This is a genomic window from Citrobacter sp. B72 (genome assembly GCF_016894305.1).
In the GTDB taxonomy this organism is placed as follows: domain Bacteria; phylum Pseudomonadota; class Gammaproteobacteria; order Enterobacterales; family Enterobacteriaceae; genus Citrobacter; species Citrobacter portucalensis.
The window spans coordinates 704180-727982 of sequence record NZ_CP069801.1; the positions used below are offsets into that span (position 1 = coordinate 704180).

Genomic DNA, 23803 nt, shown 5'->3' on the forward strand with positions numbered 1-23803 from the left:
ATTGCTTATTTAAACCATGACGCAAACTTATAACGCTGATGCCATTGAGGTACTCACTGGGCTTGAGCCGGTACGCCGTCGCCCTGGGATGTACACCGATACGACCCGTCCGAACCATCTTGGGCAGGAAGTGATTGATAACAGTGTGGATGAAGCACTGGCGGGCCACGCAAAACGCGTGGACGTGATCTTACATGCCGACCAGTCTCTGGAAGTCATTGATGACGGACGCGGCATGCCGGTAGATATTCACCCTGAAGAAGGCGTTCCGGCGGTTGAGCTGATCCTCTGTCGTCTGCACGCGGGCGGCAAGTTCTCTAACAAGAACTACCAGTTCTCCGGTGGTCTGCACGGTGTGGGTATCTCCGTTGTTAACGCCCTGTCCAAACGTGTGGAAGTGAACGTGCGCCGCGACGGGCAGGTATACAACATCGCGTTTGAGAATGGCGATAAAGTGCAGGATTTACAGGTTGTCGGTACCTGCGGCAAACGCAATACCGGGACCAGCGTGCACTTCTGGCCGGATGAAAGCTTCTTTGACAGCCCACGTTTTTCTGTTTCGCGCTTAACGCACGTACTGAAAGCAAAAGCGGTACTGTGCCCAGGCGTTGAGATCACTTTTAAGGATGAGGTCAACAACAGCGAACAGCGCTGGTGCTACCAGGACGGTCTGAATGACTATCTGAGCGAAGCGGTGAATGGCCTACCGACGCTGCCGGAAAAACCGTTTATCGGTAATTTCAGCGGTGAGACGGAGACGGTGGACTGGGCGCTGCTCTGGCTGCCGGAAGGCGGCGAGCTGCTGACCGAAAGCTATGTGAACCTGATCCCAACCATGCAGGGCGGTACGCACGTTAACGGTCTGCGTCAGGGACTGCTGGATGCGATGCGCGAGTTCTGCGAATACCGTAACATCCTGCCGCGTGGCGTGAAGCTGTCGGCGGAAGATATCTGGGATCGCTGTGCTTATGTGTTGTCGGTAAAAATGCAGGATCCGCAGTTTGCCGGACAAACCAAAGAGCGCCTCTCTTCGCGTCAGTGTGCGGCATTCGTCTCTGGCGTGGTGAAAGATGCATTCAGTTTGTGGTTGAACCAGAACGTGCAGTCAGCCGAACTGCTGGCTGAGATGGCGATTTCCAGCGCGCAGCGTCGTCTGCGTGCGGCGAAAAAAGTAGTGCGTAAAAAGCTGACCAGCGGTCCGGCGCTGCCGGGTAAACTGGCGGACTGTACCGCACAGGATCTTAATCGCACCGAACTGTTCCTTGTCGAAGGTGACTCCGCGGGCGGATCGGCCAAGCAGGCGCGCGATCGTGAATATCAGGCGATCATGCCACTGAAAGGTAAGATCCTCAATACCTGGGAAGTCTCTTCCGATGAAGTGCTGGCTTCGCAGGAGGTTCACGATATTTCCGTGGCGATCGGTATCGATCCGGACAGCGACGATCTGAGCCAATTGCGCTACGGCAAGATCTGTATCCTGGCGGATGCGGACTCCGATGGCCTGCACATCGCTACGCTGCTGTGCGCGCTGTTTGTGAAGCACTTCCGCACGCTGGTGAAACACGGTCACGTCTACGTGGCGCTGCCGCCGTTATACCGTATCGACCTCGGTAAAGAGGTGTATTACGCGCTGACGGAAGAAGAGAAAGCGGGCGTACTGGAGCAGTTAAAGCGCAAGAAAGGCAAGCCGAATGTGCAGCGCTTTAAAGGTCTGGGTGAAATGAACCCGATGCAGCTTCGTGAAACTACGCTGGATCCGAACACCCGTCGCCTGGTGCAGCTCATTATCGATGATGAAGACGATCAGCGTACCAACGCAATGATGGATATGCTGCTGGCCAAGAAGCGTTCTGAAGATCGTCGTAACTGGTTGCAGGAGAAAGGCGACCTGGCGGATCTCGAAGGGTAATTGCATGTAGAAAAGCCGGAGACGGGCGTAAAATGCCTTATCCGGCTCTCATCTGACGAAGCGATTTATGCCGGATAGCTAAGCGTCATCCGGCAAATCGACAATCTTAAATGCCCGACTCCAGAATACGAATATTCATGTCCAGCACGTCACCTTTCACGGCTTCGCTGTAGGCTTTCATATGCGGGGTCTGCAAATGCGCTTCAAGATGCGCGATGCTTTCCCACTGCTCAACCATCACGATTGAATCTGGTGCTGTAGTCTGAAAACTCACACCTGCGGCGTGATCCACCATCGGCGCATAGCCGTGGCAGCCTTCTTCTTTCAGTACGGTCGGAACGATTTTGGCAAACTGATCCAGTACCGCCTGGCGGTGATGTTGACCTGGACGTGTACGGATTTCTGCAATAACGGTAAGCATGGTTAACTCCTTCTAATTCCAGGTTACCAGTTAACCAAAAATTTCGGTCAGATGCTTGCGATATTCTGCGATATAACGCGGGACGTCCGGCATTTTAATCACGTCATTGGTGATAAAGGTCGGCAGCGCTTCCATTCCCAGGAACTGGTTTGCTTTATGGAACGGGAGATAGACGCCATCAACGCCAACGCCATGGAAGAACTGGTCTTTTTCAGTGAAGGCTTCCATCGGTGCGTTCCAGGTCAGGGACAGCATGTATTTTTTGCCCTGAATCAGCCCGCCGGAGCCGTATTTTTTTGAGGCATCTGAACGTGTGCGGCCGTCGCTGGCGTACAGCGTACCGTGACCTTCGGTAAACACGTCATCGATGTATTTTTTCACGGTCCACGGTGCGCCCATCCACCAGCCTGGCATCTGCCAGATAACCGCATCGGCCCAGACGAAATTCTGCACTTCTGCTTTTACGTCATAATCGCTGTCTGCGCGTACGACTTTAACATCATGCCCGAGGTCGCGCAGGATACCGTCCGCGACCTCGGTCAGGGTGTCATTCAGTTGACCATTAGAATGGCCGAATTTTTTCGCCCCGTTGATAATCAGAATGTTGCTCATTTTGTGTCCTCAAGGAAATACGTTTGAGGACGATTTTACTCCCACCAGCGGTACGGTGAAATTAGCAAAATGTGCAAAGTCTTTTGCTATATGAGCAACAATAACGCAATTACCAACTGACTTTTGCTTCAAAGCCACCTTCCGGAGCGTTGCCGAACGAGGCTGACATTCCATGCAGTGTTGCGATACGACGGACAATCGACAGACCGAGACCGCTGCCGGTCACGCTTTGTCCCGGTGGACGATAAAAGCGTTCACCGATGTGTGTAAGTACCTCTGGCGCAACGCCAGGACCGTTATCTTTGACGCTGAAGTTACGGGCGTTGAGCGTCACTTCCACAATGCTCCCCTGCGGACTGTAGCGAATGGCATTATCCAGCAGATTTCGTACCATCAGGCTCAGCAACAGCGGCTGTCCTGTGCGCGTGATATTGTGTGCGTTAATCTGCAAACGTACGTCAATATGCGCCTGCTGGGCCGGGTGGTAGATATCCATCACCGCGGATTGCAGTAGCTCCTCCAGCGAGATTTCTGCCACATCCTGAAGATTATCGAGGGAGTCGAGGCGCGAAAGCGTCAGGAGCTGATCGACCAGTCGGGTGGCGCGTTCAATTCCCGCATGCAGCTGCACCAGCGCTTTTTCCCGCGTTTGCGGGTCGTCGTCTGACAGTTGCACCACTTCGGTTTGCACCTTCAGCGCGGTCAACGGACTGCGCAGTTCGTGAGCGGCGTCAGAGGTAAAGCGCCGTTCGCGGACCATCATAGAGTGGATGCGGGTAAACAGCTGATTAAGCGATTCAACCAGCGGGCGCACTTCGCTTGGCACACCTTTCGGGTCGAGCGGTTCTTCTGACTCCGGGGCGCGCCAGCGCAGAGCTTGCGCCAGTTTTTTTAGCGGCCTGAGTTCGCGACTCAGCATGACCACCAGGATCAGCAACATCAGCGGCAGCGCAACCAGCCACGGGGTTAACTGTGCGGTAAGGATCGACAGCGCCATATCCTCCCGGTATTCCCACTCCTGGCCCACCACAATGCGATATTTTCCATCAGCGGAATTCAGCCACAGGAAGCGCCAGGAATCGTTGTCGCCCCTGAGTTGGCCGTCGCTAAACCCCTCCCGGCTGTAGCTGTAGGGAATATCCTGGCCATTGTCGCCATCGTGTAGCACCATTTTGCCGTCGGTGGAGTAGATGGCGAACGCCAGTGCGTCGTCATCAATATGGCCATGTTTCAGTTTTTTTGGCGTGCGGGCCATATTGCTTGAGGTGGTGACATCGCTGATATCCAGCGTGCTAAGCCGCTTGGCGAACAGCATCAGCTGCGTATCAAACAGCTCATCGACATTATCGGTAGTCTGCCTCCAGGCCACAAAACTGGATACGGCCCAGGTTGCTGATGCCAGAATCAGAAAAATAAGCGTTAGCCTGACTCGCAGGCTGAGGCGTTGTGTGAGTTTCATGCGTCACCCAGGGTATAGCCAATGCCATGCACGGTACGGATAAAGTCGCTGCCGAGCTTACGGCGTAAGTGATGGACGTGGACCTCAACCGCATTGCTGGAGACATTTTCGTCCCAGGTATACAGTTTTTCTTCAATCAGTTTGCGGGGCAGGACGCGACCTTTGTTGCGCATCAGCAGTTCCAGCAGCGCGAACTCTTTAGGTTTGAGTGACAAAGGTTCACCCGCCGCCGTGGCGACCAGCGCGCCGGGATCGAGCGTTACCTGGCCATGGCACAATGTGTTGCTGGCCTGGCCACTGGCACGACGTACCAGTGCCTCCAGTCTGGCGGCAACTTCGATCAGCGCAAAGGGTTTGCACAGATAGTCATCTGCGCCCAGGCGCAGGCCTTCTACGCGTTCTGCCAGCGCGTCGCGAGCGGTCAGAATCAGCACAGGCTCCTGCTTTCCGTTGGCTCGCCATTCGCGCAAAATGTCCCGTCCGTCTATGCCTGGCAGCGTCAGGTCGAGGATTACCGCATCATAAGGTGCGCTGTAGAGTGCTTCTTTCCCTTGGCGACCTTCGGTAAACCAGTCGATGCTGAAACCCATTTTACTCAGACCTGTTTTCAGGCCATCGCCAATCAACGTGTCATCTTCGATCAGTAAAATACGCATATGTTCATCCCTGCGATAACTCATTTGCAGTCAGTAAACCTGTGGCTACAGTCTCTGTACAGCAAAAAAAGTATCTTTTTTTGCCTTAAGAACTTGTTAAGGATTAACTTATTTAATAGTCGTAAACCAACATGAAAGGGAGACATGACGATGAAAAAATTAGCTGCAATGGTTGCCGTAATGGCACTGTGTTCCGCACCTGTTCTGGCAGCTCAGCAGGGCGGCTTCTCTGGGCCAACGACAACCACCACGCAGAGCCAAAACGGCGGATTTGTCGGCCCGAACGGTAGCAGCACGACGGTAGAAAGCGCCAAATCACTGCGTGATGACACCTGGGTTACCCTGCGCGGGAACATCGTTGAGCGTATTTCCGACGACCTGTACGTGTTTAAAGATGCGACCGGCACGGTGAATGTGGATATCGACCACAAGCGCTGGAACGGCGTAACCGTCACACCGCAGGATGTGGTTGAAATCCAGGGTGAAGTGGATAAAGACTGGAACTCCGTTGAAATCGACGTAAAACAGATTACCAAAGTTGCTAAGTAATCCCCATCAGGGCCGCATTCGCGGCCCTTTTCTTTGTGACTCAACACGCCAGATAGGGTAGTATCTGCGGCAATATTGCCCTTCAATAGAGGGGTACAAAGTTGAGGAACCACGATTAATGAGCGATATGGCAGAGCGCCTGGCGCTGCATGAATTCACGGAAAACGCCTATCTGAACTATTCCATGTACGTCATCATGGACAGGGCGTTGCCGTTTATTGGCGATGGTTTGAAACCCGTTCAGCGTCGCATCGTATACGCGATGTCCGAACTGGGGCTGAATGCCAGCGCCAAATTTAAAAAATCCGCCCGTACCGTCGGTGACGTGCTGGGTAAATACCATCCGCACGGCGACATCGCCTGCTATGAAGCGATGGTGCTGATGGCGCAGCCGTTCTCTTACCGTTACCCGCTGGTTGACGGGCAGGGGAACTGGGGGGCACCGGACGACCCGAAATCCTTCGCGGCGATGCGTTATACCGAATCACGCCTGTCTAAATATGCGGAAGTCCTGCTGGGTGAACTCGGTCAGGGAACGTCGGACTGGGTGCCAAACTTCGACGGCACCATGCAGGAGCCGAAGATGCTGCCTGCGCGTCTACCAAATATTCTGCTGAACGGCACGACCGGTATTGCCGTTGGTATGGCAACGGACATTCCGCCACATAACCTGCGTGAAGTGGCAAAAGCAGCGATTACCCTGATTGAGCAGCCGAAAACGACGCTGGATCAGTTGCTGGATATCGTGCAAGGGCCGGATTACCCGACCGAAGCGGAGATTATTACTTCGCGCGCGGAAATTCGTAAGATTTACGAAAACGGACGCGGCTCCGTACGTATGCGTGCGGTATGGACGAAAGAAGACGGCGCGGTGGTGATTTCCGCGCTGCCGCATCAGGTTTCCGGGGCAAAAGTGCTGGAGCAGATCGCTGCTCAAATGCGCAATAAAAAGCTGCCGATGGTAGACGACCTGCGCGACGAATCGGATCACGAAAACCCGACCCGTCTGGTGATTGTCCCGCGCTCTAATCGTGTGGATATGGAGCAGGTGATGAACCACCTGTTTGCCACTACCGATCTCGAAAAAAGCTACCGTATCAACCTGAACATGATCGGTCTTGATGGTCGTCCGGCGGTGAAAAACCTGCTGGAGATCCTCACCGAATGGCTGGCGTTCCGCCGCGATACCGTGCGTCGCCGCCTGAATTATCGTCTGGAAAAAGTGCTCAAGCGCCTGCACATCCTTGAAGGTTTGCTGGTGGCGTTCCTCAACATTGACGAAGTCATCGAAATTATTCGTCATGAAGATGAACCTAAGCCTGAGCTGATGTCGCGGTTTGGCATTTCTGAAACCCAGGCTGAAGCCATCCTTGAGCTGAAATTGCGCCACCTTGCCAAACTCGAAGAAATGAAAATCCGCGGTGAGCAGGATGAGCTGGCGAAAGAGCGCGATCAGTTGCAGGCCATTCTGGCTTCCGAACGTAAAATGAGTAACCTGCTGAAGAAAGAGCTGCAGGCCGATGCAGACGCCTATGGCGACGATCGTCGTTCTCCGTTGCAGGAGCGCGAAGAAGCGAAGGCGATGAGCGAGCACGACATGCTGCCATCTGAGCCGGTGACCATTGTGTTGTCCCAGAGTGGCTGGGTGCGTAGCGCGAAAGGCCACGACATCGATGCGCCAGGATTAAGCTATAAAGCGGGCGACAGCTTTAAGTCGGCAGTGAAGGGTAAGAGCAACCAGCCGGTGGTGTTCGTGGACTCGACCGGACGCAGCTATGCCATCGACCCGATTACGCTGCCGTCGGCGCGCGGTCAGGGTGAACCGCTGACCGGGAAGCTCACGCTGCCGCCAGGCGCGACGGTTGAGCACATGCTGATGGAAGGCGACGATCAGAAACTGCTGATGGCCTCCGATGCGGGCTACGGTTTTGTCTGCACCTTCAATGACCTGGTCGCACGTAACCGTGCGGGTAAGGCGTTGATTACGCTGCCAGAAAATGCGCGCGTGATGCAGCCGGTGGTGATTGAAGATGAAACCGACATGCTACTGGCTATTACTCAGGCTGGCCGCATGTTGATGTTCCCGGTGAGCGATTTACCGCAGTTGTCGAAAGGCAAAGGGAACAAGATCATTAATATCCCTTCAGCGGAAGCGGCGAAAGGCGAGGATGGCCTGGCGCAACTTTACGTGCTGCCGCCGCAGAGCACGCTGACCATCCACGTCGGTAAGCGCAAAATCAAACTGCGTCCTGAAGAGTTGCAGAAAGTGACCGGAGAGCGCGGCCGTCGCGGCACGCTAATGCGTGGTCTGCAGCGTATCGACAGCATTGAGATTGACTCGCCTCGACGCGCCAGTCACGGCGACAGCGAAGAATAACGCTACCGTCCGGCTCTCCCTGTTAAAGCCCAGGGAGAGCCAACGTTAAAAATTCCCGTGAAACCGTTGTTTATTCGTGCGTTGCGATTAACAATACGCTTTTCCAGAGAGCCGCCCTTAACAAAGCCCTAACCTGATACCGCGTGATGAATCAGGTGACGTAAAATGCCAGGCTCTTAGGCCTTAGAGGTTGTTATGCTATATATTTTTCGTTTAATTATTACTGTTATTTACTGCGTTCTGGTCTGTATTTTCGGTTGCATATACTGTCTGTTCAGCCCACGAAATCCAAAACACGTTGCAACGTTCGGCCATATGTTTGGCCGCCTGGCTCCCCTTTATGGCCTGAAGGTCGAGTGCCGCATGCCGGCAGACGCGCAGAACTATGGTAATGCTATCTATATTTGTAACCATCAGAACAACTATGACATGGTTACCGCTGCGAATATCGTTCAGCCGCCGACGGTGACGGTAGGTAAAAAAAGCCTGCTGTGGATCCCTTTCTTCGGGCAGCTGTACTGGTTAACCGGTAACCTGTTGATTGACAGAAACAACCGCGCTAAAGCGCACAGCACCATTGCTGCCGTGGTGAATCATTTCAAAAAACGTCGCATTTCTATCTGGATGTTCCCTGAAGGGACGCGTAGCCGCGGTCGCGGTCTGCTGCCGTTTAAAACCGGCGCGTTCCATGCAGCGATTGCTGCTGGTGTCCCGGTCATTCCGGTGTGCGTTTCCACAACCTCGAACAAGATAAAACTCAATCGACTCAATAATGGTCTGGCAATTGTCGAGATGTTGCCACCGGTGGATATTAGCCACTTTGGGAAAGATCAGGTTCGTGAACTGGCAGCGCATTGCCGCACGCTGATGGAACAAAAAATCGCAGAACTCGATAAAGAAGTTGCTGAGCGGGAAGCCGCCGGTAAGGTTTAATCCGCGCAATTCGGGTTTTTTACAGGAAATGACTTCCTGCGTGTTAATAGCCAGTTTTTTATGGAGTTTATATGTCATTCAGTCGGCGTCAGTTCATTCAGGCATCGGGGATCGCACTGTGTGCAGGTGCTGTTCCGCTGAAGGCTAATGCTGCCGGTCAGCAACAACCGTTACCCGTGCCTCCGCTGCTGGAATCCCGCCGGGGGCAGCCGCTATTTATGACGCTGCAACGTGCGCACTGGTCCTTTACACAAGGCACGCGCGCACCTGTCTGGGGAATTAACGGCCGCTATCTGGGACCGACAATCCGCGTCTGGAAAGGGGATGACGTCAAGCTTATCTACAGCAACCGTCTGACTGAAAATGTCTCGATGACCGTCGCCGGGTTACAGGTACCTGGCCCGCTGATGGGCGGCCCGGCGCGCATGATGTCCCCGAATGCTGACTGGGCGCCGGTGCTACCGATTCGCCAGAATGCCGCCACGTTGTGGTATCACGCTAATACGCCAAATCGTACTGCTCAGCAGGTCTATAACGGTCTTGCCGGGATGTGGCTGGTTGAAGATGAAGTGAGTAAATCACTGTCTATTCCCAACCACTATGGCGTGGATGATTTTCCAGTCATTATCCAGGACAAGCGGCTGGACAACTTTGGCACGCCGGAATACAGCGAGCCCGGCAGCGGTGGTTTTGTTGGCGATACGTTACTGGTCAACGGGGCGCAAAGCCCGTATGTCGAAGTCTCCCGCGGCTGGGTGCGCTTGCGTTTGCTGAACGCTTCAAACTCGCGTCGTTACCAGCTGCAAATGAGCGATGGCCGTGCGCTGCATGTGATTTCCGGCGATCAGGGTTTTTTACCTGCGCCTGTTTCGGTGAAGCAGCTCTCGCTGGCTCCGGGCGAGCGTCGTGAGATCCTGGTGGATATGACGAACGGTAATGAGGTCTCTATCACCTGTGGTGAGGCGGCCAGTATTGTCGACAGGATCCGCGGGTTCTTTGAGCCTTCCAGTATTCTCATCTCCACGCTGGTGCTGACTCTGCGTCCAACGGGCCTTCTGCCGCTGGTGACCGATAGCCTGCCAATGCGCCTGCTGCCAACGGAAATCCTCAGCGGTTCGCCGATTCGCAGCCGTGATATCAGCCTGGACGACGATCCTGGCATCAACGGTCAGCTGTGGGACGTCAATCGTATGGATATTACTGCCCAGCAGGGCTCCTGGGAGCGCTGGACGGTGCGGGCGGATATGCCCCAGTCCTTCCATATTGAAGGTGTTTCGTTCCTGATCCGTAATGTGAATGGCGCGATGCCGTTCCCGGAAGACAGAGGCTGGAAAGATACTGTCTGGGTTGATGGCCAGGTTGAATTACTGGTTTATTACGGACAGCCTTCCTGGGCCCATTTCCCGTTCTACTTTAATAGCCAGACGCTGGAAATGGCGGATCGTGGCTCAATCGGACAGATGTTGGTGAACCCGGCGCCGTAATGCGCCGGGGTATTCGTTACGCCCGCCAGAACATGCGCGAGAACAGGATCAGAATGGGGTAAATCTCCAGACGCCCCATGATCATGGCCGCGCACATCAGTAGCTTTGCTTCCTCGTTTAAGGTGCCAAATGTCGTGGCGGTGACGCCAAATCCTAGCCCCATATTGTTGATGCAGGCGGCAACGGTGGCGAAAGAGGAGAAGAGATCGTAGCCCATCAGATTGAGCGCCCAGATAAAAACGCTGGTGAACAAAACGTAGAGAAAGAAAAAGCTCCATACCGAACGCACCACCCGGTCGCTTACCACGCTATTGCCCACTTTGATGTTAAGCAGGGCACGGGGATGCGCGAGCTGGTGTAACTCCTGACGGCACTGCTTGAACATAATCAAAAAGCGCAGCACCTTAATCCCCCCGCAGGTCGATCCCACACAACCGCCGAAGAAACTGGCGCTGAGCAGCATGAAGATCGTGTGCGAAGGCCACTGCGCGTAATCCGCCGTCGACAGGCCATTATCTGTCAGCATGGAACTGGCCAGAAAAAAAGCATGCACCAGGCTGTCCGTTAATCCGTACATGCCTGCCCGCCAAACTTGCCAGGTGGCGATCAGCGTGACCACCAACGCAATAAGCAAAAAGAAACGCAATTCGGCATTACGACGAAAGGGTTTGAAGGTACGTTTCACGATAGCAACGTACCAGAGGGTGAAGTTAAATGCAGACAGCAGTGAAAATATCCCGGCGACAAGCTCAATGGCATGGCTGTTATAAAAGCCGATGCTCTCGCTGCGAGTGGAAAATCCGCCGAGAGAGACCGTCGACAGCCCGTGGCATAAGGCGTCGAAAAACGACATCCCGGCAGCCCAGTAGGCCAGAGTACAAATAAGACCCAGAATGACATAGGTCATCCACAGCGTGCGTGCAGTATCAGCAAGTCTTGGCGTGAGGCGTTCTTCTTTAAAAGGGCCCGGCATTTCAGACTGATACAGCTTCATGCCACCAATACCCAGCAGCGGCAATACCGCCACGGCGAGGACGATAACACCCAGACCGCCAATAAAATTGAGCTGAGCCCGGTAGTACAGATACGACTTCGGCAAGACGCTGACGTCATCAATCACCGTTGCGCCTGTAGTGGTAATCCCAGAAACTCCTTCAAACAGGGCATCCGCAAAAGAGAGGTTTAAGCCATCGTCCATCCACATCGGCATCGCGCTGATAAACGAAAACAACAGCCAGAACAGGACGATAATGACGAAACCATCCCGGGTGCGCAGTTGAATCCCCGCATGTTTGGTTGCCAACCACGCCCCGCCGCCGAGGGTGAAGAAAGTCATAAACGTGCTGAAAAAGGCGAACAAGCTCCGCTCTTTGTTTAACAAAGCGATGAGCATCGGTGGCAGCATAGAAAAGCTGTAGAGAAGAACCAGAAATCCGCACAGGTGAACAACAACCCGTAACTGGGAAATATGCAGTGAATCGTTGAGTCGCAATGAAAAATCCCCCGCCGAAAAAGAGTTATCTCAGCTGGCCGGCATGGTCTTAATTATGATTGATAAAAATGATCGTCGTAAAATTTAACAATTTATATAACTTTCTACTGGTCTGGTTCAGACTCCACTTCATTTCTTGCCGACATACAGCGTATAATCCTCGGCCTTTGATTATTTTTTTACCATTTTTGGAAGCATTATGAGCGCAATATCCCTGATCCAGCCGGACAGAGACCTTTTCTCCTGGCCGCAGTACTGGGCTGCCTGTTTTGGCCCGGCACCGTTTTTGCCGATGTCACGCGACGAAATGGACCAACTTGGCTGGGATAGCTGCGACATCATTCTGGTTACCGGCGATGCATACGTCGATCATCCCAGCTTTGGCATGGCAATTTGCGGACGTATGCTGGAAGCACAAGGCTTTCGCGTAGGGATTATCGCCCAGCCGGAGTGGAACAACAAAGACGATTTTATGCGTTTGGGTAAACCGAACCTGTTCTTTGGTGTGACCGCAGGCAACATGGACTCGATGATCAACCGTTACACCGCCGATCGCCGACTGCGCCATGACGATGCCTACACACCGGACAACGTTGCGGGCAAACGTCCGGACCGCGCCACGCTGGTCTATACCCAGCGCTGTAAAGAAGCATGGAAAGATGTGCCGGTTATTCTCGGCGGTATTGAGGCCAGCCTGCGCCGTACCGCGCACTATGACTACTGGTCCGATACCGTTCGTCGCTCTGTTCTGGTGGATTCCAAAGCCGACATGCTGATGTTCGGCAACGGCGAACGTCCGCTGGTGGAAGTGGCGCATCGTCTGGCGATGGGCGAAACCATCGATCAGATCCGCGACGTGCGTAACACTGCGATTATGGTTAAAGAAGCGCTGCCGGGCTGGAGTGGGGTGGATTCCACGCGCCTCGACACGCCGGGTAAGATTGACCCGATCCCGCATCCGTATGGTGAAGATCTGCCGTGTGCTGACAACAAGCCGGTCGCACCGAAAAAGCAGGAAGCGAAAGCGGTAACCGTACAACCGCCGCGCCCGAAACCGTGGGAAAAAACCTACGTGCTGCTGCCGTCCTTCGAAAAAGTGAAGGGCGATAAAGTGCTGTATGCGCATGCGTCGCGTATCCTGCACCACGAAACCAACCCAGGCTGTGCGCGTGCGCTGATGCAAAAGCACGGCGATCGCTACATCTGGATCAACCCGCCAGCCATTCCGCTCTCTACCGAAGAGATGGATAGCGTCTTTGCGCTGCCGTACAAACGCGTGCCGCATCCGGCGTATGGCGACAGCCGCATTCCGGCCTATGAGATGATCCGTTTCTCGATCAACATTATGCGTGGCTGCTTTGGCGGCTGTTCGTTCTGTTCGATCACCGAGCACGAAGGTCGCATCATCCAGAGCCGCTCTGAAGACTCGATCATCAATGAAATCGAAGCCATTCGCGACACCGTTCCAGGCTTTACCGGCGTGATTTCCGACCTCGGCGGCCCAACGGCGAACATGTATATGCTGCGCTGTAAGTCACCGCGCGCCGAGCAAACTTGCCGTCGTCTGTCATGCGTTTACCCGGATATCTGTCCGCATATGGACACTAACCACGAACCGACGATTAACCTTTATCGTCGTGCGCGTGATTTGAAAGGCATTAAAAAGATCCTCATCGCTTCGGGCGTGCGTTACGACATCGCGGTTGAAGACCCGCGTTATATCAAAGAGCTGGCGACCCACCACGTTGGCGGCTACCTGAAGATTGCGCCAGAGCATACCGAAGAAGGCCCGCTGTCGAAGATGATGAAGCCGGGGATGGGCAGCTACGATCGCTTTAAGGAATTGTTCGATACCTACTCTAAGCAAGCGGGTAAAGAGCAATACCTGATCCCGTACTTTATTTCCGCGCACCCGGGTACGCGTGACGAAGATATGGTGAATCTGGCGTTGTGGTTGAAGCAACGTCGTTTCCGTCTGGATCAGGTGCAGAACTTCTATCCATCGCCGTTGGCGAACTCCACAACCATGTATTACACCGGGAAAAACCCTCTGGGTAAAATTGGTTATAAGAGTGAAGACGTGGTGGTGCCGAAAGGTGATAAGCAGCGTCGTTTGCATAAAGCCCTGCTGCGTTACCACGATCCAGCCAACTGGCCGTTAATCCGCCAGGCGCTGGAAGATATGGGTAAAAAACATCTGATCGGCGGTCGTCGCGAATGTCTGGTCCCGGCGCCTACGCTGGAAGAGATGCGCGAAGCGCGTCGCCAAAACCGTCATACTCGCCCGGCATTGACCAAGCACACACCGGTGGCGCATCAGCGCCAGACGCCTGCCGCAAACAAAAAACGCGGGAAAGTGGCAGGGCGCTAATCTGCCTTGCCCGGTGGTGAAACGCTTATCAGGCCTACAAATAGCACGATTTTGTAGGCCGGATAAGGTGCTTGAACCGCCATCCGGCAGAGAGACTCAGTATTTATGCTTCACGAATTCTGGCCGCTAATGCGGCCAGTTTTGCATCATCCGCCCGTTCATGATCGTGTGACGAAAGATATCCTTCATACTGCTCGAAAAATTTGTTCTGCCGCGCTTCAATCGGTTTCCAGTGGGTTAGATCGCCAGTACCGTGCATGGGGCTTAATTTGCTGTGCACATGGTCTACGCCGAAACCTTCGAAGAACATCCCCGTACGACTGACATCCGGGAAAGCTTTATCCAGTTTCTTAGCCACTTTTTGGGTCGCCAGCATCAGATCAGCCAGTGCCTGCGGCGGCATGTCGAAGGCATAGCTGGGATAATGCTTTTTCGGGATCACCACGGTAAAACCGTCGGTGTTCGGGAAAATCGACAGAAAAGCCAGATGATGCTCGTCTTCCCAGACCTTATGGCAGGGTGCTTTACCTTCAACTATTTGACAGAAAATACAGGTCATTCCTTTTCTCCGCAGGTAAGGTGATTCGTCAGGACGCAGTCAGTTTAGTACAGACCCAACACCTTCCACCACATCAGACCCACGGTGATAAACACCGCCTGGTTAAACAAGCTGATGATAAATCCTGTACGCCACCAGACGCCCGTTGGAACGTACCCGGCACCAAACAGGATTGGACCGCGAGCGTGGGTGTACTGGGTGAGCGAGCAGTACAAACTGCTGGTGAAGGCCAGCATTAATGCCGTGGGGGCTGCGGGAATATTCAGATGCAGGCCGACACCAAGGAAAACGGCGTACAGCGCGGCAATCTGTGCATTACCGCTGGCAAAAAAGTAGTGGGTATAGAAGTAGGCGGCGTTCAGCAGCAGTAAGACGATCACCCAACTGGTACCGTGCATAGTACTGCTCAGGCTATCGCCGATCAGATTGCCAAACCAGGTGGTGAAGCCCAGTTTTTTCAGCTGGTTCGCCATCATCAACAGCGCGGCAAACCAAATCAGTGTGTCCCATGCGCCTTTCTCGCTCTTCACATCTTCCCAGCTCAGAACGCCGCTTAGCAATAAAATGGACAGTCCCACGAACGAGGCAGTGGTGGCGTCGACGCCTAACGTATCGCCAAAAATCCACAGCACCAGCAGTACGCCGACGGTAGCCAGCATCAGCCATTCGCCGCGAGACATACTGCCCATTTCCGCCAGCTCTTTGCGCGCCAGGTTAGGGGCGTCCGGCGTGTGTTTAATTTCCGGGCGCACGATCCAGTAGACCAGCAGTGGAACCAGCAGTAATGACACAAGGCATGGCAGCAGAGCCGCCATAAACCAGCCGCCCCAGGTCAGCGTGACGCCCGCATTGGCCGCCAGTTTCACCGCCAACAGGTTGCCGGTATAGCCGGTCATAAAGAGCGCGGCGGTGACGTCGTTGACGTTGCCAATACAGGTGATAAGAAAGGTACCGATTTTACTGCGGGACTCATCTTCCGGGTTCGAATGGAAACTGCGTGCCAGAGAGTCAGCAATCGGATAGATGACGCCGCCGCAGCGTGCTGTATTACTCGGCATTGCCGGGGAGAGGATCAGATCGGCAAAAGCCAGACCATAGGCGAGTCCCAGCGTGCGCTTGCCGAGCAGACGGATCATCTGCAGCGCAATGCGTCGTCCGAGGCCTGTTTTGATAAACCCGCGGGCAATCATAAAAGCCACGACAATAAGCCAGATAAGTGAACTGTTCAGCTCACTCAGTGCCGTGGTGATAGCGCCGCTGGCGGTTTTATCCCCGGCAGCATAGGCGAGTGCAAAAACCGTAATCCCAATAATGCCGACCGCGCCGATGGGTAAAACTTTTGCCACGATAGAGGCAATAGTCGCGACGAAAATAATTGCCGAATGCCAGGCTGGCGCACTTAACCCGGAAGGTGGAGTAAGCTGCCACAGTCCGGCAGAAATGAATATTATAAGAATTAATGGGAGCCATTTGACTCCGCTACTTTTTTTCTCAGTCACGTTTACGCACCTATGGATATGGTGAATGTATTCATCAAATAAATATATTTATTTAATAATTAACAGGTTATGTTGCGTAATGCTGCTCCAGCGACTGCAAGAAATACATCAATATATGTGTGCGAATTGTTTCCTGATATTTCAAATCAGTAAAGGCCCGACGAGAGTGTCGGGCTGGAGGGAAGGGCTTAACCGCCGAACTGATCCGGGTCTGGCCCCAGACGTTTGCCCTGATCGAGTTTCGCGATTTCGCCTAATTCGTCTTTATCCAGGCGGAAGTCCCAGACGTTAAAGTTTTCTGCGATACGCGCAGGGGTGACCGATTTTGGAATCACCACCAGCCCGCTATCCAGGTGCCAGCGGATGACAATCTGCGCCGGTGATTTGCCATATTTCTCAGCGAGGTCACGGATGATCTTTTGATCAAAGACGTCTTTGCCGCCCTGCGCCAGCGGGCTCCAGGATTCGGTCTGGATTTTATGCGTTGCGTTCCAGGCGTGCAGTTGGCGCTGTTGCATAAGCGGATGAAGTTCGATCTGGTTAATCACCGGAGGTACGCCGGTTTCATCCATCAACCGCTGGAGATGATTGATCTGAAAGTTGCACACGCCGATGCTCTTAATCAGCCCTTCTTTTTGCAGGTCGATCATGTTTTCCCACGCTTCAACGTAGTGGTCGATCGCCGGAACCGGCCAGTGCATCAGGTATAGATCGAGGTAATCAAGCTGGAGTTTTTCCATGCTTTCGAGCAAGGCTTCCCGGGGGCGTTTTTGGTCATCATTCCACAGCTTGGTGGTGATGAATAACTCGTCCCGTGGTACGCCAGCATCGCGTATTGCTTTGCCGACACCTTCTTCGTTTTTGTACGCCGCAGCGGTATCAATTGAGCGATACCCCACTTCCAGCGCTTTATGAATGGCGGTGATGACTTCTTCGTTGCTTGCCTTCCAGACCCCCAGGCCCAGTTGTGGCATGACGTTACCATCCTGTAGCTTGATAATGGTTGGACTGGTCATAATTCCCCCCCACACTTAATCCTTCTAATCCTTCAGGCTGCCTCTTTGTTGGCTGCTTGCGTTTACCCCGGTCACGTACTTATGTACGCTCCCGGGGATTCACTTAATTGCCGCCTCGATGCACCATGAATGATTGGGTGTAAATTGAGTTCACCGGGGCAGCCCCCGGTGAGTTAGGTGTGACTTAAGCCTGGTATAAATACCCAAAAACGAAAGGCGGAGGTTAAAAAACCTTAGCGGGCAGCTTCGTAAATCCGACGGCTGACTTCAAGCGTAATGTCCTGATGTTCGCCCAGTTGCGTACCACCGTGTGCTTCCAGTTTTTCCAGCAATGCCGGGATGGAGCTACCGTCCAGGCCATAGTCAGACAGGCGAGTGGGTACGCCCATTTGTTCGAAGAAAGCGCGGGTAGCGGCAATGGCGGCGTCGATGCGCTGGTCGTCGGAACCTTCGGTGATATTCCAGATACGCTCTGCGTATTGCAGCAGTTTGGCACGCTTGGTATCACGTTTTTCATTCCACAGCGCTGGCAGAACGATGGCCAGCGTTTGAGCATGATCCAGACCGTGCATTGCGGTCAGTTCATGGCCCAGCATATGCGTTGCCCAGTCCTGCGGTACGCCTGCGCCAATCAGGCCGTTCAGCGCCTGGGTTGCCGCCCACATGACGTTCGCACGCACGTTGTAGTTTTCCGGCTCCTGCAAGGCTTTCGGACCTTCTTCTACCAGCGTGAGCAGAATGCCTTCGGCAAAGCGATCCTGAATTTTCCCGTCTACCGGATAAGTTACATACTGCTCAACGGTATGCACGAAGGCATCTACAACGCCGTTCGCAACCTGACGTGGCGGCAGGGTATAGGTGTAAACCGGATCCAGAACGGCAAATACTGGCTGCACAAACGGGGTCATAAAGGCCAGTTTATCGCCGGTGGTTTTACGCGAAATTACCGCGCCGGAGTTAGATTCAGAGCCGGTTGCAGGCAGGGTTAATACGGAGCCCATCGGGATGGCGCTTGTTACGTCGTTGCCGTGGGTTTCCAGAATGCGCCATGGATCGATGCCATCAGCGTACTGTGCCGCTGCCGCGATGAATTTGGTGCCGTCCAGCACTGAACCGCCACCTACCGCCAGCAGAAACGTCACTTTCTCATCACGCACGATTTTTACTGCGTTCATCAGCGTTTCATAAGACGGGTTTGGCTCGATACCGCCAAACTCCAGCACATCCAGGCCTTTCAGCGCGTCCTGAACCTGCGCCAGGACGCCAGTTTTTTTCACGCTGCCGCCGCCGTAGGTAACCAGTACGCGAGCGTCCTGAGGAATTTGATCGCGCAGCTCAGCAATCGCGCCTTTACCAAACAAAATACGTGTTGGGGTATGGAGATTAAAGTTGTTCATTGCTCGTTCCCTTTGGTGGGTAATAAAAGAGGGCAGGTGAGTGTCTGCCGGATGATGAACATTGTGGTCGCCCGCCGCGCTGCTCTCAATGCTCATTTCTGCCGATGTCTTGCCCATTTCTACAGACTGCTGGAGAAAACGGATAAATCTGCGCATTATGTCAGGGTCGAAAACCGATGATGAAATGGTGTCCCATGAACCGTGATGAGATCTGTCTTCTGCTGACAGATAAAATTAAGCAGCTGAAAAACAATGAAAATAGACTTAACGAACTGCTGCCAGATGTCCGCCTGCTACACGGTACGGAGCCGGCGGCGCGTACACCGGTCATGTATCAGCCAGGCATCATATTTCTCTTTTCGGGACATAAAATTGGTTACATCAATGAGCGCGTATTTCGCTATGACGCCAACGAATACCTGCTGCTAACCGTACCTTTACCCTTTGAATGTGAAACCTATGCGACGCCGGAGGTTCCTCTGGCCGGTATTTATCTGAATGTCGATATCCTGCAATTGCAGGAGCTGCTGATGGACATTGGGGAAGACGAGCTGTTCCAGCCCGCCATGGCGGCCAGCGGGATTAACTCTGCAACGCTCTCTGACGAAATTCTCTGCGCTGCTGAGCGCCTGCTGGATGTGATGGAGCGACCGCTGGATGCGCGTATTCTGGGGAAACAGATTATTCGCGAGATCCTCTACCATGTGCTGACCGGACCGCGCGGCGGCGCGTTACTTGCTCTGGTCAGTCGCCAGACGCATTTCAGTTTGATAAGCCGGGTACTGAAGCGGATTGAAACCAAATACACCGAAAACCTCAATGTAGAACAGCTGGCGGCAGAGGCGAACATGAGCGTGTCGGCGTTTCATCATAATTTTAAAGCGGTGACCAGCACGTCGCCGCTGCAATATCTTAAGAGCTATCGCCTGCATAAAGCACGGATGATGATGGTTCACGATGGGATGAAGGCCAGTGCGGCTGCCATGCGCGTCGGCTATGAGAGCGCATCGCAATTCAGTCGGGAGTTCAAACGTTTCTTTGGCGTAACGCCGGGGGAAGATGCGGCAAGAATTCGTATGATGCAGGGGAGTTGATTTCTTGTAGTAGGCCTGACAGGTATACCGTAGGCCTTAAAGCCGCGCGCCATCAGGCATAATGCCGGGAATTACCCCGGCTACGGATAATACTCAGGCGCTACAGTATTTTTTTTTAATCACCACGAACAATGTTCCCAACAATCCTGCGGTTAACAGGGCAATCGGCAGGATCATTAGAAAGGTCATCACCTGATCTTCATGGCGTTTAACGAACGGGATCATGCTCAGCGCATAGCCGAAACTGGTGACGACGGTGACCCACAGCAGGCCACTCAGCCAGTTAAAAAACTGGAACCGACGGTTAGGAAGCCCTGAAATGCCCGCCATCGTTGGCAGTAAGGTGCGAACAAACGCCAGGAAACGCCCTGCCAGCAGCGCCATCAGACCGTGTTGGTCAAACATGCAGGTCGCGCGCTGATGGTATTTTTCCGGTAATTGCGCCAACCAGCCTTTCACCGTGCGCGTGTTGCCTAGCCAGCGTCCCTGAATATAACTCAGCCAGCAGCCCAGACTGGCTGCGGCCGTCAGAATAGCTATGGTAGGTAAAAAACTCATCACGTCCTGAGCGATCAGCGCTCCTGCCAGTAATAACAGGCTGTCTCCGGGTAAAAAGGAGGCGGGCAGCAGGCCATTTTCTAAAAACAGCGTGGCGAACATGACGAAGTACACCACGCTCACAACGTGCGGATCCGCCAGTGCGGCAAAATCGTGTTGCCAGAGCGCGGAGACAATATCTTGAATGACTACCATGGACTTTCCTGTGGAACAGCGTTTATGTGTGGATTGTACTCCTGAATTGCCCGGGATGCCTTGATCCCGGACGCAACAATTGCAGACTTTTCCACCAGAAGTGTCTGCTTATATGTCCATCTGTGGCAATTTTACTCGATTCGGGCAAATCCTGCGGCCAAATCGGCAATCAGATCGTCAACATTCTCTAAACCGATATGTAAACGGATGAGCGTTCCGCTGAAATCCACCTCGCCTTGCGGACGGATTGCCGCAATGTGTTCCGGCTGGTTGGCGAGAATCAGCGACTCAAAACCGCCCCAGGAGTAGGCCATGCTGAACAGGCTGAAGTGATCCAGATACGCAGCAAGCTCCTCATTATTGAGCTTCTTGTTCAATACAAAGGAGAACAGGCCGCTACTACCGGTAAAATCACGCTTCCAGAATTCATGCCCTTTACTGCCGGGCAGTGCCGGGTGGTTCACGCGGGCGACCTGCGGATGGCTGGCCAGCCACTCGGCGACCTTTAAGCTGCTTTCATGGTGCTGACGCAGGCGAACGCTCAGCGTACGCAGTCCACGGCTGGTCATATAGGCGGTATCGGCGTCCAGCATTTGCCCCATCAGATAGGCATTTTCGCGCAGTTGATCCCAGCAGCGGGCATTAGATACCGCCGTGCCGACCATGCCGTCAGAATGACCAATCAGATATTTGGTGCCTGCCTGAATAGAGATATCGATGCCAAAATCCAACGCTTTGAACAGCACCCCGGCAGCCCAGGTGTTATCAATCATGATGATTGCATCCGGCGCGACGCTTCTGACGGCGGCAACAATAGCGGGAACATCATGCACTTCCATAGTGACAGAACCGGGAGATTCCAGAAATACGACTTTCGTGTTCGGCTGTATGTGCTTAACGATATTGGCGCCAACCAGCGGATCGAACCAGCCGGTGGACACGCCGAGCTTACCGAGAATTTTGGTGCAGAAATCCTGACTGGGTTCATAGGCGGTATTGGTCATCAGCACATGATCCCCTTGCTCCACAAAGGCAAGGATGGTGTTGGCAACGGCCGCCGCACCGCAGGGGAACAGCGCGCAACCCGCGCCGCCTTCCAGTTCGCACATCGCTTCCTGCAGAGAGAAATGCGTCAGGGTTCCGCGACGCCCATAGAAAAGCGCACCGTTCGCCCGGTTGTGCGTGGCCTGTTTTTTGGCCTCTACGGTGTCAAAAACCAGCGAAGAAGCGCGCTGGATCACGCTATTTACCGAGCCCAGCGTGTACTTTTTACTGCGTCCTGCGTGAACGAGTTTGGTTTCAAGTTGCTTATCTGCCATGTTGTCTTACCTGTTTTTATACGTCTGGATGTCTAAACTACCATGAATCAAAGATGACGCATCCTGCAGAACGGTCATACAGTAGAAAATAATCTCAAAATGCTTCTGGTGACTTTTTTACTGCGTAAGCGCAAGGAAAAGAAACCAAAGGTGCGGCAATATGTAAATAGTAATGAGAACGACTATCAATTCGACGTCGTTTTGATATGATTACGCTCAGATTTTGTGATTTGCGTCCTGGAGATACAGAGTGGGTAATAATTTGATGCAGACGGATCTTTCCGTCTGGGGTATGTATCAGCACGCCGATATCGTGGTTAAGTGCGTGATGATTGGGCTGATTTTGGCGTCAGTGGTCACCTGGGCTATCTTCTTTAGTAAGAGCCTTGAGTTCTTTACTCAGAAACGCCGCCTTAAGCGTGAACAGCAACTGCTGGCGGAAGCCCGCTCTTTAGATCAGGCAAGTGAAATTGCCGCAGGATTCGATGGCAAAAGCCTGGGCGCACAGTTGATTAATGAAGCGCAGAACGAGCTGGAACTGTCAGAAGGCAGCGACGATAACGAAGGCATTAAAGAGCGTACCGGCTTCCGTCTGGAGCGTCGTGTGGCGGCGGTAGGTCGTCATATGGGCCGCGGTAACGGATACCTGGCCACCATCGGGGCTATCTCTCCATTCGTCGGTCTGTTCGGTACCGTATGGGGCATCATGAATAGCTTCATCGGGATTGCACAAACTCAAACGACCAACCTGGCCGTTGTTGCGCCGGGTATCGCAGAAGCGCTGTTAGCGACCGCAATTGGTCTGGTTGCAGCAATTCCAGCGGTTGTTATCTACAACATTTTCGCACGTCAGATTGGCAGCTATAAAGCGATGCTGGGTGACGTCGCGGCACAGGTGCTGTTGCTGCAAAGTCGCGATCTGGACCTGAATGCAAGCGCATCCGCGCATCCGGTACGTGCAGCGCAGAAATTACGTGTAGGATAATGTTCCATGGCAATGAGCTTTAATGAAAACCTGGACGACAACGGTGAAATGCATGAAATCAACGTGACGCCGTTTATCGACGTTATGTTGGTTTTATTGATCATCTTTATGGTTGCCGCGCCGTTGGCAACCGTAGATGTGAAGGTGAATCTCCCTGCCTCCACCAGCACGCCGCAGCCGCGTCCGGAAAAACCGGTTTACCTGTCAGTTAAAGCCGATAAGAGTATGTTTATTGGCAACAATCAGGTGACGGATGAAACCATGATTAACGAGCTAAATGCGTTAACTGACGGGAAGAAAGACACCACGATTTTCTTCCGGGCAGATAAAACCGTTGATTATGAGACCATGATGAAGGTGATGGATACGCTGCATCAGGCGGGCTTCCTGAAGATTGGTCTGGTTGGCGAAGAGACTGTGAAAGCGAAGTAATCCTCATCATTGCCGGGTAATGGTTGCCGCCTTACCCGGCGTGTCTCTCCTGATTCAACTCCCTTGCACACTTGTTCTTATCTGTTCTCATCTAACGCGACCGTGGTTATCCTGGTGGGTTCGTAGTTCCCTTCAGACAGCTTTCGCGTCAGGCGTAAGGTGGCCGTTTCCCGCGCGAGTATATGCTGGTAGGTGCTTTCCAGTCGGGCCATGATTTTGTCCCGCAGTTCTGGTTGCTGCTCCATAATGGCTTCGATCGCGGCACCGTAGATCTCTTCTTTAGCCTGTAGCGAGTAAATTTCACGGCGATTTTGCCATTTCATCCGCACCAGTGCAGCGGGAATAGAGACTATCTCCTGAGCAACGCTTTCCAGTGTCGCGTTTTTATTGGCAATCAACACGGCTAAATTTTGCTTTAAGACAAACTCATCGCTTTTATGGTTATCTAAAGCCAAATAAACATTATTATCCTCAACATCTTTCATT

Annotated in this window: 21 protein-coding genes; 9 read left to right on the forward strand and 12 right to left on the reverse strand. The window is 53.4% G+C overall.

The window, feature by feature from the left end:
- Positions 1-16 precede the first annotated feature (16 nt).
- A complete protein-coding gene (parE, locus tag JQN59_RS03410) occupies positions 17-1909 on the forward strand; it encodes a DNA topoisomerase IV subunit B (protein WP_003024571.1) in 1893 nt (630 codons plus the stop codon).
- 106 nt (positions 1910-2015) lie between these two features.
- Here parE and JQN59_RS03415 read toward each other — a convergent pair whose 3' ends face one another.
- The 4 genes from JQN59_RS03415 to qseB form a co-directional block, all read right to left on the reverse strand.
- On the reverse strand, positions 2016-2330 hold the full coding sequence (locus JQN59_RS03415; protein WP_003024557.1) for a putative quinol monooxygenase: 315 nt from the start codon (positions 2328-2330) through the stop codon (positions 2016-2018).
- Positions 2331-2360: 30 nt separating this feature from the next.
- Positions 2361-2942 (reverse strand): NAD(P)H-dependent oxidoreductase, encoded by a 582-nt coding sequence (locus tag JQN59_RS03420; RefSeq protein ID WP_003828397.1) that lies wholly within the window; start codon positions 2940-2942, stop codon positions 2361-2363.
- Between the two features lie 109 nt (positions 2943-3051).
- Positions 3052-4401, reverse strand: a complete 1350-nt coding sequence (qseC, locus tag JQN59_RS03425; RefSeq protein ID WP_048225549.1) for a quorum sensing histidine kinase QseC — start codon at positions 4399-4401, stop codon at positions 3052-3054.
- Positions 4398-5057, reverse strand: coding sequence for a quorum sensing response regulator transcription factor QseB (gene qseB / locus JQN59_RS03430; protein ID WP_003828394.1), 660 nt, complete (start codon positions 5055-5057; stop codon positions 4398-4400). The genes qseC and qseB overlap by 4 nt, the downstream gene beginning before the upstream one ends.
- A gap of 150 nt (positions 5058-5207) precedes the next feature.
- Here qseB and JQN59_RS03435 point away from each other — a divergent pair, with 150 nt between their 5' ends.
- From JQN59_RS03435 to ftsP, 4 genes are all read left to right on the forward strand, one after another.
- A complete protein-coding gene (locus JQN59_RS03435) occupies positions 5208-5606 on the forward strand; it encodes a YgiW/YdeI family stress tolerance OB fold protein (RefSeq protein WP_003024544.1) in 399 nt (132 codons plus the stop codon).
- A 118-nt stretch (positions 5607-5724) separates the two neighbouring features.
- Positions 5725-7983: a DNA topoisomerase IV subunit A gene (gene parC / locus JQN59_RS03440; RefSeq protein ID WP_057068261.1), complete on the forward strand. Its 2259-nt coding sequence runs from the start codon at positions 5725-5727 to the stop codon at positions 7981-7983.
- Positions 7984-8178: 195 nt separating this feature from the next.
- Positions 8179-8916, forward strand: a complete 738-nt coding sequence (gene plsC, locus JQN59_RS03445) for a 1-acylglycerol-3-phosphate O-acyltransferase (RefSeq protein WP_003024540.1) — start codon at positions 8179-8181, stop codon at positions 8914-8916.
- Positions 8917-8987: 71 nt separating this feature from the next.
- Positions 8988-10400 carry a cell division protein FtsP gene (gene ftsP / locus JQN59_RS03450; protein ID WP_008785819.1) on the forward strand — a complete coding sequence of 471 codons (1413 nt, stop codon included), beginning with the start codon at positions 8988-8990 and terminating at the stop codon, positions 10398-10400.
- A 16-nt stretch (positions 10401-10416) separates the two neighbouring features.
- On the opposite strand, the gene JQN59_RS03455 is transcribed toward ftsP, so the two are convergent.
- Positions 10417-11892 carry a TrkH family potassium uptake protein gene (locus tag JQN59_RS03455; RefSeq protein WP_149608031.1) on the reverse strand — a complete coding sequence of 492 codons (1476 nt, stop codon included), beginning with the start codon at positions 11890-11892 and terminating at the stop codon, positions 10417-10419.
- Between the two features lie 199 nt (positions 11893-12091).
- Here JQN59_RS03455 and JQN59_RS03460 point away from each other — a divergent pair, with 199 nt between their 5' ends.
- Positions 12092-14263 carry a YgiQ family radical SAM protein gene (locus tag JQN59_RS03460; RefSeq protein WP_003024532.1) on the forward strand — a complete coding sequence of 724 codons (2172 nt, stop codon included), beginning with the start codon at positions 12092-12094 and terminating at the stop codon, positions 14261-14263.
- A gap of 103 nt (positions 14264-14366) precedes the next feature.
- Here JQN59_RS03460 and JQN59_RS03465 read toward each other — a convergent pair whose 3' ends face one another.
- The 4 genes from JQN59_RS03465 to yqhD all read right to left on the reverse strand — a co-directional run bounded on the left by JQN59_RS03465 (position 14367) and on the right by yqhD (position 18734).
- Positions 14367-14822 carry an HIT family protein gene (locus JQN59_RS03465; protein WP_008785817.1) on the reverse strand — a complete coding sequence of 152 codons (456 nt, stop codon included), beginning with the start codon at positions 14820-14822 and terminating at the stop codon, positions 14367-14369.
- Positions 14823-14866: 44 nt separating this feature from the next.
- Positions 14867-16321, reverse strand: a complete 1455-nt coding sequence (locus tag JQN59_RS03470) for a DASS family sodium-coupled anion symporter (RefSeq protein ID WP_003828381.1) — start codon at positions 16319-16321, stop codon at positions 14867-14869.
- A 188-nt stretch (positions 16322-16509) separates the two neighbouring features.
- On the reverse strand, positions 16510-17337 hold the full coding sequence (gene dkgA / locus JQN59_RS03475) for a 2,5-didehydrogluconate reductase DkgA (protein ID WP_032945014.1): 828 nt from the start codon (positions 17335-17337) through the stop codon (positions 16510-16512).
- Between the two features lie 233 nt (positions 17338-17570).
- The gene (gene yqhD / locus JQN59_RS03480; RefSeq protein WP_048215537.1) at positions 17571-18734 is read right to left on the reverse strand and encodes an alcohol dehydrogenase; all 1164 of its coding nucleotides are present in this window, start codon (positions 18732-18734) and stop codon (positions 17571-17573) included.
- Positions 18735-18928: 194 nt separating this feature from the next.
- Between yqhD and JQN59_RS03485 the strand changes: the two genes are divergently transcribed.
- Complete coding sequence (locus JQN59_RS03485) at positions 18929-19828, forward strand: AraC family transcriptional regulator (protein ID WP_048215538.1); 900 nt, start codon at positions 18929-18931, stop codon at positions 19826-19828.
- 93 nt (positions 19829-19921) lie between these two features.
- On the opposite strand, the gene yghB is transcribed toward JQN59_RS03485, so the two are convergent.
- Positions 19922-20581, reverse strand: a complete 660-nt coding sequence (gene yghB / locus JQN59_RS03490) for a DedA family general envelope maintenance protein YghB (protein WP_003024510.1) — start codon at positions 20579-20581, stop codon at positions 19922-19924.
- 131 nt (positions 20582-20712) lie between these two features.
- On the reverse strand, positions 20713-21900 hold the full coding sequence (gene metC / locus JQN59_RS03495) for a cystathionine beta-lyase (protein ID WP_149608030.1): 1188 nt from the start codon (positions 21898-21900) through the stop codon (positions 20713-20715).
- Between the two features lie 250 nt (positions 21901-22150).
- Here metC and exbB point away from each other — a divergent pair, with 250 nt between their 5' ends.
- Together exbB and exbD are read left to right on the forward strand one after the other, a co-directional pair.
- Positions 22151-22885, forward strand: a complete 735-nt coding sequence (gene exbB / locus JQN59_RS03500; RefSeq protein WP_003024507.1) for a tol-pal system-associated acyl-CoA thioesterase — start codon at positions 22151-22153, stop codon at positions 22883-22885.
- Positions 22886-22891: 6 nt separating this feature from the next.
- Entirely contained in the window at positions 22892-23317 is a 426-nt protein-coding gene (gene exbD / locus JQN59_RS03505; RefSeq protein ID WP_008785812.1) for a TonB system transport protein ExbD, read from the forward strand.
- 77 nt (positions 23318-23394) lie between these two features.
- Here exbD and JQN59_RS03510 read toward each other — a convergent pair whose 3' ends face one another.
- Complete coding sequence (locus JQN59_RS03510) at positions 23395-23802, reverse strand: hypothetical protein (RefSeq protein WP_008785811.1); 408 nt, start codon at positions 23800-23802, stop codon at positions 23395-23397.
- Position 23803 lies beyond the last annotated feature (1 nt).

Excerpts from the sequence above, each read along its gene's own strand:
- parC (WP_057068261.1), top strand. The coding sequence starts at position 5,725 with ATGAGCGATATGGCAGAGCGCCTGGCGCTGCATGAATTCACGGAAAAC.
- JQN59_RS03420 (WP_003828397.1), bottom strand. The coding sequence starts at position 2,942 with ATGAGCAACATTCTGATTATCAACGGGGCGAAAAAATTCGGCCATTCT.
- dkgA (WP_032945014.1), bottom strand. The coding sequence starts at position 17,337 with ATGACCAGTCCAACCATTATCAAGCTACAGGATGGTAACGTCATGCCA.
- JQN59_RS03460 (WP_003024532.1), top strand. The coding sequence starts at position 12,092 with ATGAGCGCAATATCCCTGATCCAGCCGGACAGAGACCTTTTCTCCTGG.
- ftsP (WP_008785819.1), top strand. The coding sequence starts at position 8,988 with ATGTCATTCAGTCGGCGTCAGTTCATTCAGGCATCGGGGATCGCACTG.
- JQN59_RS03415 (WP_003024557.1), bottom strand. The coding sequence starts at position 2,330 with ATGCTTACCGTTATTGCAGAAATCCGTACACGTCCAGGTCAACATCAC.
- plsC (WP_003024540.1), top strand. The coding sequence starts at position 8,179 with ATGCTATATATTTTTCGTTTAATTATTACTGTTATTTACTGCGTTCTG.
- yghB (WP_003024510.1), bottom strand. The coding sequence starts at position 20,581 with ATGGTAGTCATTCAAGATATTGTCTCCGCGCTCTGGCAACACGATTTT.
- metC (WP_149608030.1), bottom strand. The coding sequence starts at position 21,900 with ATGGCAGATAAGCAACTTGAAACCAAACTCGTTCACGCAGGACGCAGT.
- yqhD (WP_048215537.1), bottom strand. The coding sequence starts at position 18,734 with ATGAACAACTTTAATCTCCATACCCCAACACGTATTTTGTTTGGTAAA.
- JQN59_RS03510 (WP_008785811.1), bottom strand. The coding sequence starts at position 23,802 with ATGAAAGATGTTGAGGATAATAATGTTTATTTGGCTTTAGATAACCAT.
- qseB (WP_003828394.1), bottom strand. The coding sequence starts at position 5,057 with ATGCGTATTTTACTGATCGAAGATGACACGTTGATTGGCGATGGCCTG.
- JQN59_RS03465 (WP_008785817.1), bottom strand. The coding sequence starts at position 14,822 with ATGACCTGTATTTTCTGTCAAATAGTTGAAGGTAAAGCACCCTGCCAT.
- JQN59_RS03435 (WP_003024544.1), top strand. The coding sequence starts at position 5,208 with ATGAAAAAATTAGCTGCAATGGTTGCCGTAATGGCACTGTGTTCCGCA.
- JQN59_RS03485 (WP_048215538.1), top strand. The coding sequence starts at position 18,929 with ATGAACCGTGATGAGATCTGTCTTCTGCTGACAGATAAAATTAAGCAG.
- parE (WP_003024571.1), top strand. The coding sequence starts at position 17 with ATGACGCAAACTTATAACGCTGATGCCATTGAGGTACTCACTGGGCTT.
- qseC (WP_048225549.1), bottom strand. The coding sequence starts at position 4,401 with ATGAAACTCACACAACGCCTCAGCCTGCGAGTCAGGCTAACGCTTATT.
- exbD (WP_008785812.1), top strand. The coding sequence starts at position 22,892 with ATGGCAATGAGCTTTAATGAAAACCTGGACGACAACGGTGAAATGCAT.